Origin of the sequence: Lysobacter helvus (assembly GCF_018406645.1) — a bacterium.
GTDB lineage: Bacteria > Pseudomonadota > Gammaproteobacteria > Xanthomonadales > Xanthomonadaceae > Noviluteimonas > Noviluteimonas caseinilytica.
This window is the reverse complement of the sequence record NZ_AP024546.1, coordinates 1,192,913-1,208,439: the sequence shown is the minus strand read 5'-3', so window position 1 is coordinate 1,208,439 and position 15,527 is coordinate 1,192,913. Positions and strand designations below refer to the sequence as shown.

The window sequence follows — 15,527 nt, the reverse complement described above, 5'->3', positions numbered from 1 at the left end:
GAAGGATCGCTGCAGATGCTCGACTCGGTACGCGAAGTCCACACCCCCGAAGGCGTCGCCCTGCGACTGCCCGCCGCGGGGCCCGTGCCGCGCGCGATCGCGTGGGGCATCGATTTCGCCATCCGCCTCGGCCTGGTCATCGCCGCCGGTTCGCTGCTTTCGTTCCTCGAGATGGCCGGCTACGGCGTCTACCTGGTCGTGCTGTTCGGCATCGCATGGGCCTATCCGGTGGTCTGCGAAGGCCTGTTCAACGGCCAGACGCCCGGCAAGCGCGTGATGGAACTGCGCGTCGTCGCGCAGGACGGCGGCCCGATCGGCTGGGTGGCCGCGTTCGCGCGCAACCTGCTGCGCACCGTGGACATGCTGCCGTTCGGATACGCAACGGGCCTGGTGACGAGCCTCGCCGATCCGTGGGGACGGCGCCTGGGCGACATCGTGGCGCGCACGCTCGTCGTGCACGTCGCACGCGAGCGCAAGCGTCCGCCGCTGGCCGAGGCGCCTCCGCACGGCGTGGGCATCGTGCTGCGTCCCGCCGAACAAGCCGCGGTCATCGCCTTCGCCGAACGCGCGCCCACGCTCACGCCGGAGCGCCAGGCCGAACTCGCCGACCTGGTGGAACCGATGACGCAGGCGCGGGGTGCGGAAGGCGTGGAGCGCCTGTTCGGCCTCGCCAACTGGCTGCTGGGGCGCCGATGAGGCAGGCCCAGTTCATCGCCCGCCACGCGGCGGAATGGGACGCGCTGGAAGCCTGGCTCGACAAGCGCGCCGGACATCCCGGCCGCGCGCGCGCCGATGCCACGTGGCAGGGGCTATCGGACGCGGACATGCCCGCGCGCTACCGGCGCGTGTGCCAGCACCTCGGCCTCGCGCGCCGCCGCGGTTACAGCCCTGCGGTGGTGGACCGCCTGCAGGTGCTGATGGAACGCGGGCACACGGCGCTGTACCGCCCGCCACCGTTGCCGTGGCGCCGCGCGCTGCGCTTCTTCCTCGCGGACTTCCCGCGGCTGGTGCGCGCCGACCCGGTGTGCCTGTGGCTGTCGACGGCGTTGTTCGTCGTGCCCGCGGTGGCGATGTACATCGCGGTGACGTGGCATCCCGAACTCGTGCACACGCTGCTGTCGCCGATGGAAGTGGCGCAATTCGAGCGGATGTACGACCCGGGCAACGTCGACGTCGGACGCACCAGCGGCACCGACGTCGCGATGTTCGGCCTCTACATCTTCAACAACATCAGCATCGCCTTCCGCACGTTCGCCGCGGGGTTGCTGGCCGGCGTGGGCACGGCGTTCGTGCTGCTGTTCAACGGCGTCTACGGCGGCGCGGTCGCCGGGCACCTGCACGGCGTGGGTTTCGACGGACCCCTCTGGCGCTTCGTCGTCGGGCATTCGGCGTTCGAACTCACCGGCGTCGTGATCGCCGGTGCCGCGGGCCTGCGCCTGGGCGTGGACCTGCTGGCGCCCGGCCAGCGGCGTCGCGTCGACGCGTTGATCGAAGCCGGGCGCCGCGGTGCGCTGCTCAGCGTGGGCGTGCTCGGCATGTTGCTGGTCGCCGCGTTCGTCGAGGCGTTCTGGTCGTCGATCGGCACGCGCGATCCGATCATCACGTTCACCGTCGGTGCGGTGCTGTGGACCGGCGTGCTGACGTGGCTCGCGCGCGGCGGCAAGGGAGCGACCGATGCGCCTTGACCAGGTCCGCATCGTGCTGCGCCCGCGTTCGTCCTGGGAAGCGGTGGAGCTGGGCATGGCGCTCGTGCGCCGCCACTTCCGCGCGATCCTGCGGCCCTGGTGCCTGGTCACGCTGCCCGTGTTCGCCGTGGTCAACGCGCTCGGCTGGTGGCTGGACCTGCTGGCGTACGCACCGCTCGTGCTGTGGTGGCTCAAGCCGGTATTCGATCGCGTGCCGTTGTTCGTGCTCTCGCGCGCGGTATTCGGCGATGCGCCCGACACGCGTGCCACGTTGGCGGCGCAACGCACGTGGGGATGGCGCGCGATGGTCCAGCACCTGACGTGGCGCCGCCTGTCACCGTTGCGCGCGCTGTACCTGCCGGTGGATTTGCTCGAAGGCGCGGACAGCGGCAGTGCGCGTCGTCGCGTGGTCGGCGGATCCGCGCGCGGCGTGGCGACCGTGGTGACGCTGGTGTGCGCGAACTTCGAATTCGCCCTGCTGATGGGCGTGCTGTGGCTGGTGCCGTTGTTCGCACCGCCCGACCGGTTCAGCGATGCGCTGGGCTTGCTGTCGTGGTTGATGCGCGACCCGCCAACCTGGGCGCACCTGGGGTTCAATGCGCTGTACTGGGGCGCGATGAGCGTGATGGAACCGTTCTACGTCGGCGCCGGCTTCGGCTTGTACCTCAACCGGCGCACGGACCTGGAAGCCTGGGACGTGGAGCTGGTGTTCCGCCGCCTGCGCGAACGCCTCGGTGGCGCCGCGATGGTACTGCTGCTCGTCGTGGGCGGCACGCTGGCGATCGCACCGCCCGCGCGCGCGGACACCACGGTGCCCGACAAGGCCGTCGTGAAGCCGAAGCAGGAAAAGGAAGAGGAGAAGGAGGGCCCTCCCACGTTGCCGCGGTTGTTCGGCGAAGGGCGTGCGTCGGAAGCCCCGTTCCGCAAGGCCGTCAAGGAAGCGCTCGACGACCCGGATTACCGCCGCAAGGAAACGCGCAAGGAATGGGTGCGGCGCGACAAGCCGAAGCCCGGCACCGTCGAGTACGAAGAATCGCCGGCCCTGCGCGCGATCTCGGACTTCTTCGGCATGCTCGCCGAATCCGCGCTGTGGTTGCTGGTGGTGCTGGTGCTGCTGTTGCTGCTGGTCTCGCGCAAGCGCTGGCTGCCGTGGTTGCAGGACATGAAACCCGCCACGTCCACCGATTCCGGCATCGACGTCGCACCGCTCGTCCACGCAGCACGCCTGCCCGACGACATCCCCACCGCCGCGCGCGCGCTCTGGCGCGAAGGCCGCGTGCGGGCCGCGCTCGCGTTGCTGTATCGCGCCAGCGTGGCGGCGATGGTGGCGCGCACCGGTGCGCGCCTCGTGCCCGGCGCCACCGAGGCAGAATGCCTGCGCGCCGCGCGCGCGCTGCAGGACAACGAGGATCGCGACGCCTTCAACGCCGTCGTGCGCACGTGGCAATACGCCGCGTACGCCGATCGCCTGCCGGAGGAAGCCACGTTCGAAGCGCAACTGGCGCGCATGGCCGAGCGGTTCGGGTGGTCGCGATGAACAAGCGCACGACCGGGTTCGCCGCACTCGTCGCGCTGGTACTCATCGTTGCCATCGGCATGTGGTGGACGGCAACGTTCGAACGCCGGCCGGTCGACCACTGGTTGCCGCCGAAGGGCGAAGCCGCAACCAATCCGCTGTACTTGCTGAAGGTCGCGTTGCAGCACGACGGCCAGCGCGTGGATGCGCGCAGCCGGCTGGCGCTCGACAAGCATCCGCTCGGCGCGCATGACACCGTGGTGCTGCTGGCCAATCCGAACACGCTGTCGCAACGCGAGGTCGCGCGCCTGTTGGCCTTCGTGCAAAGCGGCGGACACCTGCTGACGCCCCTGGCGTGGGGGACTCGCGCGAGGGCCGGTCGCAACGTGCCGCTGTTGGGGGCGCTGGGCGTCAGGCCGAAACTGGACACCTTCGGGTGTGTCTCCTACTGGCCGCAAGAGCACGCGCACTCGAACCGCACCTTGTGCGGCCGCCGCTTCGAACTCGTCGCACCGCCGGTGCTTGGATGGCATGACGACAAGGAACCCGGGTATGCGTTCGCCCGCATCGCCTACGGCGCGGGCACGGTGGACGTCGTGACGGACGCGGATTTCCTCGACAACGCCGGCATCAACGGCGTGTTCAACGCCGGGTTCACGCGCCAGCTGCTCGCGCCGAACTATGGCAAGGGCACGTTCCATCTCGTCTATGCGTCCGACATGCCGCCTTTGTGGCGCCTGCTGCTCGACAACGCGTGGCGCGTCCTCGTGCCGCTCGCCTTGTTGCTCGTTGGCTGGTTGTGGATGCGCGCGCAACGCCTCGGGCCGCGCCTGCCGTCGGCGCCCGAAGATCGCCGTGCCCTGCTCGAACACGTGCAGGCCAGCGGCGAACACCTGTATCGCTACGGCCGCGGCGCCGTGCTGCACGACGCCTTGCGCCGCCACGTGCTCGCGCGCCTGCGCCGTCGCGATCCCGTCGCCGCCGCGCTCGAAGGCGACGACCAGGTCGCCGCGATCGCCGCACGCACCGGCCTGGCGCCCGAAGACATCGCGGCTGCACTGCTGACGCCCCGAACCCTCGACGCCGCGGATTTCCGCGCCCGCATTTCCCGCCTGATCGCCTTGAGAAACCGCCTATGAACGACATCGTCCTTCCCCCGGCCCCGATCTCGGGCGAAGTCCTCATCGCGCGCGCCGCCGCCGTGCGCGATGCCGTCGCGCGCGCCTTCATCGGCCAGGACGACGTGCTGGACCAGGTCATCGTGGCGCTGCTCGCCAGCGGCCACGTATTGCTGGAAGGCGTGCCCGGCCTCGGCAAGACGTTGCTGGTGCGCGCACTCGCGCAGGCCCTGGGCTGCGCGCATGCACGCGTGCAGTTCACGCCCGACCTGATGCCCAGCGACATCAGCGGCCACGCCGTGTACGACCCGAAGACCGAACGGTTCCAGGTGCGCCGCGGCCCGGTGTTCACCAACCTGCTGCTCGCCGACGAGATCAACCGCGCACCGGCGAAGACGCAGTCCGCGCTGCTCGAAGCGATGCAGGAACAGCAGGTGACGATCGAAGGCCAGAGCTTCCCGCTCGCGCCGCCCTTCATGACGCTGGCGACGCAGAACCCGCTGGAACTCGAAGGCACCTACCCGTTGCCCGAAGCGCAGCTGGATCGCTTCCTGCTCAAGGTGCTGATCGGCTATCCCTCGTTCGAGGACGAAACGCGGATGGTCGCGTCGGTGAGCGACGGGCGCATGGCGTCGGACTTCGACCTGTCGCAGGTGCCGCAGGTGCTCGGGCAGGATGAAATCATCGGCCTGCAGCTGGGCACCGCCGCGGTGCGCGTGGATGCGTCCGTGATCGACTACGCCGTGCGTATCGTCGGGGCCACGCGCACGTGGCCCGGCATCGCGCTCGGCGCGGGACCGCGCGGCAGCATCGCGCTGGTGCGCACCGCACGCGCGCAGGCGGTGCTGGCCGGGCGCGATTTCGTCACGCCCGACGACGTGCGCGACATCGCCAAGCCTGCGCTGCGCCATCGCATCGCACTCGCGCCCGAACTGCAGATCGAAGGACAGGCGACCGACGACGTCCTGCACGCGCTGCTCGCCAAGGTGGACGCGCCCCGCCAATGAGACCGGCCCCGCCGCTGCTGGCGTGCCTGTTCGCGTGGGCGGCGATCGGCCTGCTCGCGAGCCTCGAGTTCGTGCCTGCGTCGACGTGGACGTGGTCCGGCATCGCGCTCGCGGCGGCGGCGTTGCTCGATGGCGTGCGGCTGTGGCGCGCGGCGCCGCCCGACGTGTCGCGCATCGTGCCGGAGGCGTTCCCGATCGGCGTCGAACGCGACATCGGCCTGCGCATCGAAGCCGGTGCACGCGCGTTGCGCGCCGACGTGCACGACCTGCATCCCGAAGGCTGGTCGTGCACCGGGTTGCCGCGCACGCTGCATGTGGCCGCCGGGACCAGCGCACGGTTCGACTACCGGTTGCGCCCCGAAGCGCGCGGCGACTTCGCGTTCGACGGCGTGCACGTGCGCCTGGCCTCGCCGTGGCGCCTGTGGCACCGCGCGCGCGTGCTCGGTGCGCCGCAGTCCGTGCGCGTGTATCCCAACTTCGCACCGCTCGCGCGGCTGGCGCTGCTCAGCGCGGACCAGGCCTCGCGCCTGGTGGGCGCGCACGTGAAGCGCCGCCGCGGCGAAGGCACCGACTTCCACCAGATGCGCGACTACCGCGTCGGCGACAGCCTGCGCCAGGTGGACTGGAAGGCGACCTCGCGCATGCGTCGCCTGATCTCGCGCGAATACCAGGACGAACGCAACCAGCAACTGCTCGTGGTGATCGACACCGGTCGCCGCATGCTTGCGCGCGACGGTGCGCTGACGCACTTCGATCGCGTGCTCGATGCCGCGCTCGTGGTGTCGTACCTCGCGTTGCGGCAGGGCGATGCGGTCGGCCTGCTCGCGACGGGCGGCGATCCATGCTGGGTCGCCCCGCAACGCGGCCTGGGCGCGATCGATACGCTGTTGCGCGCGACCTACGACCTGCAACCGCGCCCCGTCGCCACCGATTACCTCGCCGCCGCGACGGAACTGGCCACGCGCCAGGCGCGCCGCAGCCTGGTGATGCTGGTGACCAACCTGCGCGACGAAGACATCGACGACGTGCTGGCCGCGGTGCGCATGCTGCAGCGACGCCACCAGGTGGTCGTGGCCAGCCTGCGCGAGGACGCGGTGGATGCGGCGCTGGAAGCCGATGCCCCGGACCTGGCCTCGGCGTTGCGCACGTCCGCGGCCGCGCAATACCTCGAACAACGCGCCGCCGCGCACGATGCGTTGCGCCGGCATCGCGTGCAGGTGGTGGACGTGACGTGCGCGGAATTGCCGGCCGCGCTGGTGGAGCGCTACTTGGCGATCAAGCGCGACGGTTCGCTCTGACGCAGGTCAGTCCGCGGTCACCAGCGCATCGTGGTTCGAATTGAGCATCGCGTAGACCGCGTCGGTTTCCGGCCGCACGCCGTGCCAGCGCGCGAAGCTTTCCGCGGCCTGTTCGACCAGCATGCCCAGCCCGTCGACGACATCGTGGCACCCCGCCGCGCGCGCCCAGGCGAGGAACGGGATCGCCGCCTCGCCGTAGTTGAGGTCCACCGCGGCGCACCGCCGGCCGACGATCGCGCGCGGCATCGCCGGCACGTGGCTGCCGTCGCGCGCAGCAGAGGTGGCATTGAGGATCAGGTCGAATTCGCCGAGCGCCTGTAAATCGCCCAGGTAGCGCGGATGCACGCGGTCCGGTTCGGCCAGGGCATCGGCGAGCTGGTCGGTGCGTTCGGGCGTGCGATTGACGATGAACAAGTCGCCGATCCCTGCGTCGAGCAACGCGGGCGCAACCCCGCGTGCCGCACCACCCGCGCCGATCAGCAAGGTGCGGCGGGCGCGCAGGTCGAGTGCGTGGCGTTCGGTGAGATCGCGGACCAGGCCCACGCCATCGGTGTTGTCGCCGTGCCACGTATCGCCGTTGCGCACGAGCGTGTTGACGGCGCCGGCGCGGCGCGCGCGTTCGGTGAGGTCGTCGCACAGCGTGAACGCCGCTTGCTTGAGCGGCAGCGTGACATTCGCGCCGGCGCCGCCGGATGCGACGAAATCCATCAGCGCATGCGTGAACTGGCCGGGCTCCACGTCGATCGCGCGGTAGTCGATGGGGATCGACGTCTGCCGCCCGAAGGCCGCATGGATCCGCGGCGAGAGCGAGTGCGCAACCGGATGCCCGAACACCGCGTAATGCCTGCTCATCGCCGTCTCCCTTAGACTGCGCCGCATCCTGCGACGCAAGGTATTGCCGATGGAACGTCCGTGGACCTGGTGCGCGGCCACTTTACTCCTGGCCACCGGCAGCGCCGGGGCCCTGGCTGAATTTGGCATCGAAGGCATGCATGCCGTGTCGACGCCCGCCAACGAAATCCGCGCGTCGGTCAGCCCGGACGGTACGCACATCGCCTGGGGCAGCCCCGACCGCACGGGCGGCCCCGGCGGATGGGATATCTGGATCGCGCGCCGCGACGGCGGCCGCTGGGTGGATCCGCAGCCGGCCACGTTCGACGGGCCCGCGAAGGACTTCGACCCGCTGTTCTCCGCCGATGGCCGCTGGCTGTATTTCTTTTCCAACCGACCCGGCGGGCGCGGCGGCGACGATCTGTATCGCGTGCCCGTCCATCCCGACGGGACGTTCGGCGACGTGGAATCGCTGGGCGCGGGCGTCAACTCCGCGGGCGACGAGTGGGCGCCCACGCCGAGCCGCGATGGCCAGCACCTGTTGTTCGCGAGCAATGGCTTCGGCGGCGCGGGGCGGCACGACTTGTTCGTCGCGCACTGGAACGGCAAGGCCTTCGTCGATCCGCGCCCGGTGCCCGGCGTGAATACCGCCGCCGATGATTTCGACGCCGCATGGCTCGACGATGGCCGCACGCTCGTCTTCGCGCGCTCGACCAACGTGGACGACGCGCCGATCCAGTTGTTCGTTGCGCGCTGCGACGGCACGACGTATGCGAACGCCGCGCCGCTCGCGTTGTCGTTCAATGCCACGGATTCGTGGACGCTCGGCCCGGCGATCGATTGGAACAAGCCGGGCGAACTGCTGGTCAGCGGTGCGGCGAAGGCGCCGCATGCAGGCAAGCTCGACATCTACCGCCTGCGCGCTCCCGCGGCCGGCGGCAAGGATGGGTGCGTGCGCTGAGGCGCACGCCGCCGGTTACGGGTTCGCTTCGCGCAGCCAGCGCGCCGCATCGAGCGCGAAATACGTCAGCACGCCGTCGGCGCCCGCGCGCTTGATCGACGTCAGCGCTTCCAGCACGCAGCCGCGCTCGTCGAGCCAGCCGTTGCCGATCGCCGCCTTCAACATCGCGTACTCGCCGCTCACCTGGTAGACGAACGTGGGCGCACCGAATTCGTCCTTCACGCGTCGCACGATGTCCAGGTACGGCAGGCCGGGCTTGACCATGATCATGTCCGCGCCTTCGTCGAGGTCGAGCGCGACTTCGCGCAGCGCTTCGTCGGCGTTGGCCGGATCCATCTGGTAGGTGAACTTGTTGCCCTTGCCGAGCGCGCCGGCCGAGCCCACCGCATCGCGGAACGGGCCGTAGAAACTCGATGCGTACTTCGCGCTGTAGGCGAGGATGCGCGTGTGCACGTGGCCCTCGAGCTCGAGCGCGCCGCGGATCTCGCCGATGCGTCCGTCCATCATGTCCGACGGTGCGACGACATCCGCGCCCGCGCGCGCATGCGACAGCGCCTGCTTCACGAGCGCTTCGACCGTGTCGTCGTTGACGACGTAACCGCTGTCGTCGACCAGGCCGTCCTGGCCGTGCGAGGTGTAGGGATCGAGGGCGACGTCGGTGATGACGCCAAGCTCCGGGAAGCGCTGCTTCAACGCACGCACGGCGCGCTGCACCAGGCCGTCGTCGGCCCATGCGGCTTCGGCCGTCAACGATTTCGCTTCGGGCGCGGTCACCGGGAACAGCGCGAGCGCCGGCACGCGCAGCTCGCTCGCCGTCTCGGCCACGCGCAGCAGTTCCTCGATCGACACGCGTTCGACGCCCGGCATCGAGCCCACCGCGGCGCGGCCGGCGAGTTCGTGCACGAAGACCGGATAGATCAGGTCGTTGGCGGTGAGGACGTGCTCGCGCATCAGGCGGCGCGAGAACTCGTCGCGGCGCATGCGCCGTGGGCGGACGTAGGGGTAGGTCATGGGCGCGGATTCTACGCCCGGCCAACGAAAACGGCGCCCCGGGGGGCGCCGTTGTGTTGCAACGCTGCGGTGCGGAGTCAGATCTTGGAGTTCTTCACGATCTTCGCGGCGCACTGCATCATCTTGCCGCCCTGCTTGCCCGTGATCAGGCCCGCCGCGACCATCTGGTCCTTGTACTGCGACATGCGGTTCTGGTACGTCGCCTTGTCCGGCGAGGTCGCCGCGATCAGGTTGCTGGTCGCCTGCACGTTGGCACCGATGATGATGCCGGCATCGTTGATGATCTTGATCGAGGTATCGCACCCCGCGATCACCGCGTTGCCGGTGTTGAGGTGCCAGCCGGTGTCCTTCAGCAGGTTCGCCGTGATGTCGATGTTCAACGCCGCGTTGAGCGAATCGTTGATCGCCGGCTCCATCAGCGTGTTCGGCGCCGTCGCGGTGTCGTAATGCGAACCGGACGAACCGCTCTGCACCGGGTTGGGCATGAACAGGCGCGGGTGGCCCGCGTTGTCCGCACCTTGCAGCTTCGACGGATCGACGACCAGCCCGACCTGCACGCCGGTCGCGCCCTTGATCAGCGCACCGTCGGGTTGCGTGACGCTGATGGTCGGGATGGTCAGCGTCGGATCGGCGCCGCCGAGGCCCGGGGCCGGGCTGCCCGCGGTGTTGTTGGCCACGATCAGGCCCGTCGCACCGGCGGCCTGCGCGTTCGCCGCCTTGACGACGAAACCGCACGTGCCGCGATCGACGATCACGATGTTGCCGGCGACGGCGCCCGCGTTGGTCAGCGGCGCGCAACCATCGGCCGGCAGGCCGTTGACCACGTTGCCGTTGAAGTTGGCCGGCGTCACCGGCGCGCCGAAGCTCGCGGTGCCGTAGTTGTATTCACCGGCGATCGACGACGGCGCGGTGACGCGGAACGCGGTGCGCGGATCGAGGATCAGCCCGGCGCCGAACGTGGCGCTGGGGCCGTTGAACACGACGTTGCCGTAGTTGATGCCCGACAGGCGACGCTCGTTCACCGTCATCTGCGTCCACAGCTTGCCGGTGCTGTTGTCGAGGGTGAAGGTGGAATAGATGTCGGGGATGTCGGCGAGGAAGCGGCCGGTGCCTTCGTTCTCGAAGTTCTGGAAGCCCAGGCCATGGCCGAACTCGTGCATCACCACGTCGAGGAAGCTGATCTGCCCGGCCGGCGTGTTGCCGTCGAGGCCGTAGTAGAACGCGAAGTCCGACGAGAACTGCGAGTTGATGTCGGTGAAGCCCGGATCCAGGTCGCTGCCGTGCAACGCATCGGCGAGCGCGCCGCTGTACAGCGTGCCGGGAACGGGGAGGCCGGTTTCATCGAAGAACACGTTCGCCGCGCCGGCCTGGCCAAGCACGTTGGCGCCGAGCGGATTGAACTGCGCGCCGACGTAGATCGGCACGTTGCTGACGAGCACCGAACCCCAGAGGTCCGCGGCGAACTGCGCGACGATCTGGCGCTGCTGGCCGACGGTGGTGCCGGGGTTGCCCGCGACGGGCGCGGCCGGGGTCGGATCGTTGTAGCCCTCGTTGGCGCCGTCGAAGTTGACGGGGATGACGTCGGCGGCGCTGGCGATGCCGGCGAGCGCGACGCCGATCGCGACGGTGAGGGCAAGCAGGGACTTATTCATTGGGCAGGCCCTCCGACTTGGTGGCGGGCGCGGTGCCATCGCTTTCGACCATGCGCAGCGAGCCGTCGGCCTGCTTCTGCACGCTCAGCGTGTTCCACAACTCGGTCGGGACGCTGATCGCCTTGCCGCCGCTCGGCGTCTGGCGGAGCGTGCCGTTGGCCTGCGCCATCGTGCGCGGCGCGACGACGTTGAAGTTCTTGTGGTTCTGCGCCACGGCCTTGGCCGCGGCCTGCTTGTCGGCGTCCGTCATCGGCTTCGCCGCCTGCGCGGTCATCGCGCCGCTGGCCAGCGTGATGCCGGCCAGGATCAAAAGTGCCTTGCCCTTCATGTGTCAGAACCCCTTTCTTTGTCGCGACAGACTCTGCGTCCGCCGGAATGGTCGGCGGCCAAGAAATCACGTTGGTGGGCCCGGCCGTGCTGTCGCGGAAATCGGCGGGTCGGGGCCGATCATGCGTGTGACGCAGATCACACTTCATGCCGCAGTGCAGCAGTAACCGGCGGTACGTTTTGGCTGCGGCGAGGACCGGCGCGGCTCGCAGCGCGCGCCTCACGCAGCCCTAACGAAAGAAACCCGACGGGTGGTCGGGTTTCGGGGCCAAACGGCACGGTTCGTGCATCGAGTTCAGATCGATGACCGATTCATGTGATGACTGGTTCAGATGATTCCGCCGCCCAGGTGCAGGCGGAACACGGCGACCACGATGACGATGCCGTTCAACACCAGGCCCGCCTTCGCACGTCCGCGGTTGCCCGGCGACGTGATCGCGATGCCGATCGCCCCGATGATCGCGCCGACCGCGGCGAACGGGATGAGGAACCAGTTGCCCCAGCCGAGCAACGGCAACAGGGCGAGCACCATCCACAGCATCGACACCACGCCCCACAGCAGACTGATCAGGCCCATCGCATTACTCCAGGAGAGGGTTCAGAGGATGCCGTCGATTTCGACGCGCAGCTCGCGGCGGCACACGGCCGCATGCAGCAGCACGCGCGGAACGGACGGGTCGAGGTGCGTGGCGAGCGTCCGTGCCACCAGCGGCATCGCATCGGCGTCGCGCACGTAGACCTTCAGGCGCGAGGCGGCGCCGAAGCGCGCGGGCAACGTGGGGCGCAGCGTGCGCGCGGCGTCGATGAGGCTGTCGAAGTTGGCGAAGGTTTCCGCCAGCTGCGATTCGACGCAATCGTGGTGCTTCGATTCGTGGCCCACCACGCTCGCGGTGCCGGAGAGCAGCAGCGGCATGTCGTCGGACGGCGGCAGCATCGCGCGCGCGAAACTCGGCGATTGCGGACCGTAGCGGCGCGGATAGCGATACGCGCTCACCTGGCGCGGATTCTCGACCGGCGTGCCGGGCGTGCGCGCCGCCAGCCAGTACACCTGCAGCGTGCGCGTGCCGTCTCGGCGACCGATCGCGGTGGCCGCGGGCAGCGTGCCGATGGCGACGTCGCCCAGCCCCGCGGCGCGGCCGATGCAGAAGCGGCGATAGCGCTCGTCGTCGTCGTCGCCCTCGGTGATCGCATCGAGGTAGTTCCAGCTGCGCAGCAGCGACGGGAACCCGCGTGCGGCGACGAACGCCGACAACGTCGCATAGGCCTCCGCGCTCGCGGCTTCCAGGCCGCCGGCGGCTTCCGGGATTTCGATCGCGCCGAAATGCAGCGCATCGTCCTGCGCCCAGCGCACGCCGCCGTCCATGCCGTACGACACCGGACCGCGTGCACGCCAGACTTCCAGCGGCGCCGGCCCGAAGGCCTGCAACGGCACGCGCAGGCAACGCGGATCCGCGTGCGCGGGCATCGCATCGCCGAAACCGATCACCGCCAGCGTGTCGGGACGCGCGAGTTGCGCATCGATCGAAGCGGCGTCGGACTGCGCCACGTAGTCGACGTGGAGCTGCGGCGCGGTCTGCAGGGGACGGACTGCGCTCACGGATTGCCTTGCTGCAGCGTGTCGCCGCTCACCGAAACGCCGACCTGGCGGCGACGGCGCAACCACCCGCGCATCGCCTCGGGCGCCAGTTGCAGCGCGGTGAACGCGTAGATCGCGCGGAAGATGCGCAACCGGCGCAACACCTTGCGGTTGTCGAACACGTCGCCCGCCAGCATCGAGATCACGGCCTGCTCCACCTGCCACACGTTGCGCGGATTGTTGAACAAGTGACGCATGACGGGCGTGGTGAAGCGGTAGATGAACCACTGGAAGTGCTTCAGGCCGCGCTTGAGGCGCCGGGTCATCGCGGCCTGCAGTGCGGCTTCGCGCGCAGGATCCGTCAACGCGCCGTCGACGACCTCGGCCGCCTGCTCGGCGCTGTTCATCCCCAGGTACACGCCCGAGGAGAACACCGGATCCACGAACGCATACGCATCGCCCACCATCACCCAGCCCGGGCCGGTCATGCGCGTGCACGTGTAGGAGTAGTTGCCGGTGACATGCACGGGCGCGACGCGCTGCGCGTCCTTCATGCGGTTCCAGGCGGACGGCTCGGATTCGAGCGTGCGCATCAGGAAGCCTTCGTTGTCGCCGCGGCGGGTCTTGAGGTATTCGGGGAAGCACACCGCGCCGATGCTCATGACATCGCCCTGCAGCGGGATCAGCCACATCCAGCCGTGGTCGAAGCGCTGCACGGTGATGTTGCCCGCGTCCTCGCCCGGCCGGCGTTCGACGCCGGTGAAGTGGCTGAAGATCGCGGCCGACTGGTGCTTCTGGTTCTTCTGCTTCAGCTTGAGCTGCGCACCGACCAGCGTGTCGCGCCCGCTGGCGTCGACGAGGTACTTCATGCGCACGCGCAACGTGGCGCCGCCCGCATCGGTGGCGATCGCTTCGCACGGCCGCCCATCGGCGCCGAACACGATGCGCTCGACCTTCACTTCCTCGCGCGCGTCCACGCCGTTGGCCTTCGCGTGTTCGAACAGCAACTGGTCGAATTCCTCACGCTTGACCTGGAACGCGTAGCCGAACTGCGGATCGATCGCGCGCTCGAAGCGGAAGGTGTTGAAGTTGACGTCGTCGATCGGGAATTCCGCGCCCGGCTTGTGCGTGCCGATCGCGCGCACCTGCTCCAGCACGTCGAGGCGTTGCAGGATCGGCAGGTTCATCGGCAACAGGGATTCGCCGATGTGGAAGCGCGGATGGCGGCCCTTCTCCAGCAGCAGCACCTTCCGGCCGCGGCGGGCCAGGAGGGTGGCGGCGGTGGAACCGGCCGGTCCGCCGCCCACCACGAGGACATCCACATCGAGGGCCGCGACATCGATCGTTGCGGCCGAAGGCGCATTCACATCGGGCGCCGCGGCTTGCGAGTTCTCGTGGGTCATGCGGCTTGCGTGTCGCGGGCGGGTCGGGCCGGCATGATAGCGCGGCGGTTGTGCGGCGCCCGCGCACTGCCAGGGGCGCGCACGCCGCTAGAATGCCCGCCGCCCACCCATGATCGAGAGCCCGATGTCCGACCAGAGCCCCGCCGAACGCGACCTTGCCACGCTCCTCGTCGAGAGCCTCAACCTGGAAGGCGTGGACGCCGCCGGCATCGACCCGGACGCACCGCTGTTCAACGACGGCCTGGGCCTGGATTCGATCGACGCGCTGGAGCTCGCGCTCGCCATCTCCAAGCAGTACGGCTTCCAGCTGCGTTCGGACAACGACGCCAACCGCAAGATCTTCGCCTCGCTGCGCGCGCTCTCGGCGCACGTCGAAGCGAACCGCACGACCTGAGCCCCCGCGCTTGAACGCCCTGCCGCCGGCACGCCTGCTGCTGGCGCTCGCCTATCCCTGGCTCGCGCACGCCGCCAGCGCGCGCCATGACGGCGGGCTTGCGGCCATCGCGCTGGGCGACATCGCCGTGATCCTGTTGCTCGAACCGCTCGCGCACCGGCGCGCGTGGGCGTGGCTGCTGGCCGCGGTGCTGGCGGTGGCGCTGTATTTCTTCGCACGATCCCCGCACGCATTGCTGCCGTTGATGCTGGTGCCGGTGGCGATCGTCGCGCTGGTGTCGTGGACGTTCGGGCGCACCTTGCGCCTGGGCCGCGTGCCGCTGATCACCCGCATCGTGTGCGCGATGGACCAGCTCACGCCCGAGGCCCTCGCCCCCGAACTGCGCGTCTACACGCGCAAGCTCACGGCGACGTGGGCCGTGAGCCTGGGAGCGCTGGCGGTGGCCGACCTGGTGCTCGCGCTGTGCGCGGTGCCGGACGGCCTGCTGGCGAGCGCGGGCATCGCGGCGCCCTTCACGCTCGATCGCACGCAGTGGTCGTGGTTCGCCAACGGCGTGAACTACGGGCTCGTCGGCGCGTTGTTCATCGGCGAATACGCGTACCGCGTGCGGCGCTTCCCGGGACGCTATTCGAGTTTCTTCGATTTCCTGCGGCGGATGGCCGCGCTCGGGCCCGCGTTCTGGCGCGATGCGCTGCGGGGCTGAACCGTTGGCGCGGGGTCCCCGCCTCGACGGCCCAGCCGCCGCGCG

General features: G+C 69.7%; 16 protein-coding genes. 9 read left to right on the top strand and 7 right to left on the bottom strand.

The window, feature by feature from the left end:
- Positions 1 to 15: 15 nt before the first annotated feature.
- Genes LYSHEL_RS05950 through LYSHEL_RS05925 form a run of 6 tightly spaced genes read left to right on the top strand, consistent with a single transcriptional unit; the run spans position 16 to position 6,624 of the window.
- Positions 16 to 696, top strand: a complete 681-nt coding sequence (locus tag LYSHEL_RS05950; RefSeq protein ID WP_213436661.1) for an RDD family protein — start codon at positions 16 to 18, stop codon at positions 694 to 696.
- On the top strand, positions 693 to 1,685 hold the full coding sequence (locus LYSHEL_RS05945) for a stage II sporulation protein M (protein ID WP_213436660.1): 993 nt from the start codon (positions 693 to 695) through the stop codon (positions 1,683 to 1,685). The genes LYSHEL_RS05950 and LYSHEL_RS05945 overlap by 4 nt, the downstream gene beginning before the upstream one ends.
- Positions 1,675 to 3,222, top strand: a complete 1,548-nt coding sequence (locus LYSHEL_RS05940) for a DUF4129 domain-containing protein (protein ID WP_213436658.1) — start codon at positions 1,675 to 1,677, stop codon at positions 3,220 to 3,222. Before LYSHEL_RS05945 ends, LYSHEL_RS05940 begins: the two co-directional genes overlap by 11 nt.
- On the top strand, positions 3,219 to 4,340 hold the full coding sequence (locus LYSHEL_RS05935) for a DUF4350 domain-containing protein (protein ID WP_213436656.1): 1,122 nt from the start codon (positions 3,219 to 3,221) through the stop codon (positions 4,338 to 4,340). Before LYSHEL_RS05940 ends, LYSHEL_RS05935 begins: the two co-directional genes overlap by 4 nt.
- Positions 4,337 to 5,326, top strand: coding sequence for an AAA family ATPase (locus LYSHEL_RS05930; RefSeq protein ID WP_213436654.1), 990 nt, complete (start codon positions 4,337 to 4,339; stop codon positions 5,324 to 5,326). Before LYSHEL_RS05935 ends, LYSHEL_RS05930 begins: the two co-directional genes overlap by 4 nt.
- Entirely contained in the window at positions 5,323 to 6,624 is a 1,302-nt protein-coding gene (locus LYSHEL_RS05925; RefSeq protein ID WP_213436647.1) for a DUF58 domain-containing protein, read from the top strand. The genes LYSHEL_RS05930 and LYSHEL_RS05925 overlap by 4 nt, the downstream gene beginning before the upstream one ends.
- Before the next feature lie 6 nt (positions 6,625 to 6,630).
- Here the strand turns inward: LYSHEL_RS05925 and aroE are convergent, their stop codons facing one another.
- Positions 6,631 to 7,476 carry a shikimate dehydrogenase gene (aroE, locus tag LYSHEL_RS05920; protein WP_213436645.1) on the bottom strand — a complete coding sequence of 282 codons (846 nt, stop codon included), beginning with the start codon at positions 7,474 to 7,476 and terminating at the stop codon, positions 6,631 to 6,633.
- A 49-nt stretch (positions 7,477 to 7,525) separates the two neighbouring features.
- On the opposite strand from aroE, the gene LYSHEL_RS05915 reads away from it, so the two are divergent.
- Complete coding sequence (locus LYSHEL_RS05915; RefSeq protein ID WP_213436643.1) at positions 7,526 to 8,416, top strand: TolB-like translocation protein; 891 nt, start codon at positions 7,526 to 7,528, stop codon at positions 8,414 to 8,416.
- A 15-nt stretch (positions 8,417 to 8,431) separates the two neighbouring features.
- Here the strand turns inward: LYSHEL_RS05915 and hemB are convergent, their stop codons facing one another.
- The 6 genes from hemB to LYSHEL_RS05885 form a co-directional block, all read right to left on the bottom strand.
- On the bottom strand, positions 8,432 to 9,427 hold the full coding sequence (gene hemB, locus LYSHEL_RS05910; protein ID WP_213436641.1) for a porphobilinogen synthase: 996 nt from the start codon (positions 9,425 to 9,427) through the stop codon (positions 8,432 to 8,434).
- Positions 9,428 to 9,504: 77 nt separating this feature from the next.
- Positions 9,505 to 11,079, bottom strand: coding sequence for a PA domain-containing protein (locus LYSHEL_RS05905; RefSeq protein WP_213436639.1), 1,575 nt, complete (start codon positions 11,077 to 11,079; stop codon positions 9,505 to 9,507).
- Complete coding sequence (locus tag LYSHEL_RS05900) at positions 11,072 to 11,407, bottom strand: hypothetical protein (protein ID WP_213436637.1); 336 nt, start codon at positions 11,405 to 11,407, stop codon at positions 11,072 to 11,074. Before LYSHEL_RS05900 ends, LYSHEL_RS05905 begins: the two co-directional genes overlap by 8 nt.
- A gap of 327 nt (positions 11,408 to 11,734) precedes the next feature.
- Positions 11,735 to 11,983 carry a hypothetical protein gene (locus tag LYSHEL_RS05895; protein ID WP_213436635.1) on the bottom strand — a complete coding sequence of 83 codons (249 nt, stop codon included), beginning with the start codon at positions 11,981 to 11,983 and terminating at the stop codon, positions 11,735 to 11,737.
- A gap of 21 nt (positions 11,984 to 12,004) precedes the next feature.
- On the bottom strand, positions 12,005 to 13,003 hold the full coding sequence (locus LYSHEL_RS05890; protein WP_213436633.1) for a chorismate transformation FkbO/Hyg5 family protein: 999 nt from the start codon (positions 13,001 to 13,003) through the stop codon (positions 12,005 to 12,007).
- A complete protein-coding gene (locus LYSHEL_RS05885; RefSeq protein ID WP_213436631.1) occupies positions 13,000 to 14,385 on the bottom strand; it encodes an NAD(P)/FAD-dependent oxidoreductase in 1,386 nt (461 codons plus the stop codon). The genes LYSHEL_RS05890 and LYSHEL_RS05885 overlap by 4 nt, the downstream gene beginning before the upstream one ends.
- A gap of 124 nt (positions 14,386 to 14,509) precedes the next feature.
- On the opposite strand from LYSHEL_RS05885, the gene LYSHEL_RS05880 reads away from it, so the two are divergent.
- Both LYSHEL_RS05880 and LYSHEL_RS05875 read left to right on the top strand, forming a co-directional pair.
- Positions 14,510 to 14,779 carry a phosphopantetheine-binding protein gene (locus LYSHEL_RS05880; protein WP_213436629.1) on the top strand — a complete coding sequence of 90 codons (270 nt, stop codon included), beginning with the start codon at positions 14,510 to 14,512 and terminating at the stop codon, positions 14,777 to 14,779.
- Positions 14,780 to 14,789: 10 nt separating this feature from the next.
- Positions 14,790 to 15,482 carry a COG4648 family protein gene (locus LYSHEL_RS05875; protein WP_213436628.1) on the top strand — a complete coding sequence of 231 codons (693 nt, stop codon included), beginning with the start codon at positions 14,790 to 14,792 and terminating at the stop codon, positions 15,480 to 15,482.
- Positions 15,483 to 15,527: the final 45 nt, after the last annotated feature.

Bases quoted from the DNA above. Each gene is read 5' to 3' on its own strand.
- LYSHEL_RS05950 (WP_213436661.1), top strand. From the start codon at position 16: ATGCTCGACTCGGTACGCGAAGTCCACACCCCCGAAGGCGTCGCCCTG.
- LYSHEL_RS05945 (WP_213436660.1), top strand. From the start codon at position 693: ATGAGGCAGGCCCAGTTCATCGCCCGCCACGCGGCGGAATGGGACGCG.
- LYSHEL_RS05940 (WP_213436658.1), top strand. From the start codon at position 1,675: ATGCGCCTTGACCAGGTCCGCATCGTGCTGCGCCCGCGTTCGTCCTGG.
- LYSHEL_RS05935 (WP_213436656.1), top strand. From the start codon at position 3,219: ATGAACAAGCGCACGACCGGGTTCGCCGCACTCGTCGCGCTGGTACTC.
- LYSHEL_RS05930 (WP_213436654.1), top strand. From the start codon at position 4,337: ATGAACGACATCGTCCTTCCCCCGGCCCCGATCTCGGGCGAAGTCCTC.
- LYSHEL_RS05925 (WP_213436647.1), top strand. From the start codon at position 5,323: ATGAGACCGGCCCCGCCGCTGCTGGCGTGCCTGTTCGCGTGGGCGGCG.
- aroE (WP_213436645.1), bottom strand. From the start codon at position 7,476: ATGAGCAGGCATTACGCGGTGTTCGGGCATCCGGTTGCGCACTCGCTC.
- LYSHEL_RS05915 (WP_213436643.1), top strand. From the start codon at position 7,526: ATGGAACGTCCGTGGACCTGGTGCGCGGCCACTTTACTCCTGGCCACC.
- hemB (WP_213436641.1), bottom strand. From the start codon at position 9,427: ATGACCTACCCCTACGTCCGCCCACGGCGCATGCGCCGCGACGAGTTC.
- LYSHEL_RS05905 (WP_213436639.1), bottom strand. From the start codon at position 11,079: ATGAATAAGTCCCTGCTTGCCCTCACCGTCGCGATCGGCGTCGCGCTC.
- LYSHEL_RS05900 (WP_213436637.1), bottom strand. From the start codon at position 11,407: ATGAAGGGCAAGGCACTTTTGATCCTGGCCGGCATCACGCTGGCCAGC.
- LYSHEL_RS05895 (WP_213436635.1), bottom strand. From the start codon at position 11,983: ATGGGCCTGATCAGTCTGCTGTGGGGCGTGGTGTCGATGCTGTGGATG.
- LYSHEL_RS05885 (WP_213436631.1), bottom strand. From the start codon at position 14,385: ATGACCCACGAGAACTCGCAAGCCGCGGCGCCCGATGTGAATGCGCCT.
- LYSHEL_RS05880 (WP_213436629.1), top strand. From the start codon at position 14,510: ATGTCCGACCAGAGCCCCGCCGAACGCGACCTTGCCACGCTCCTCGTC.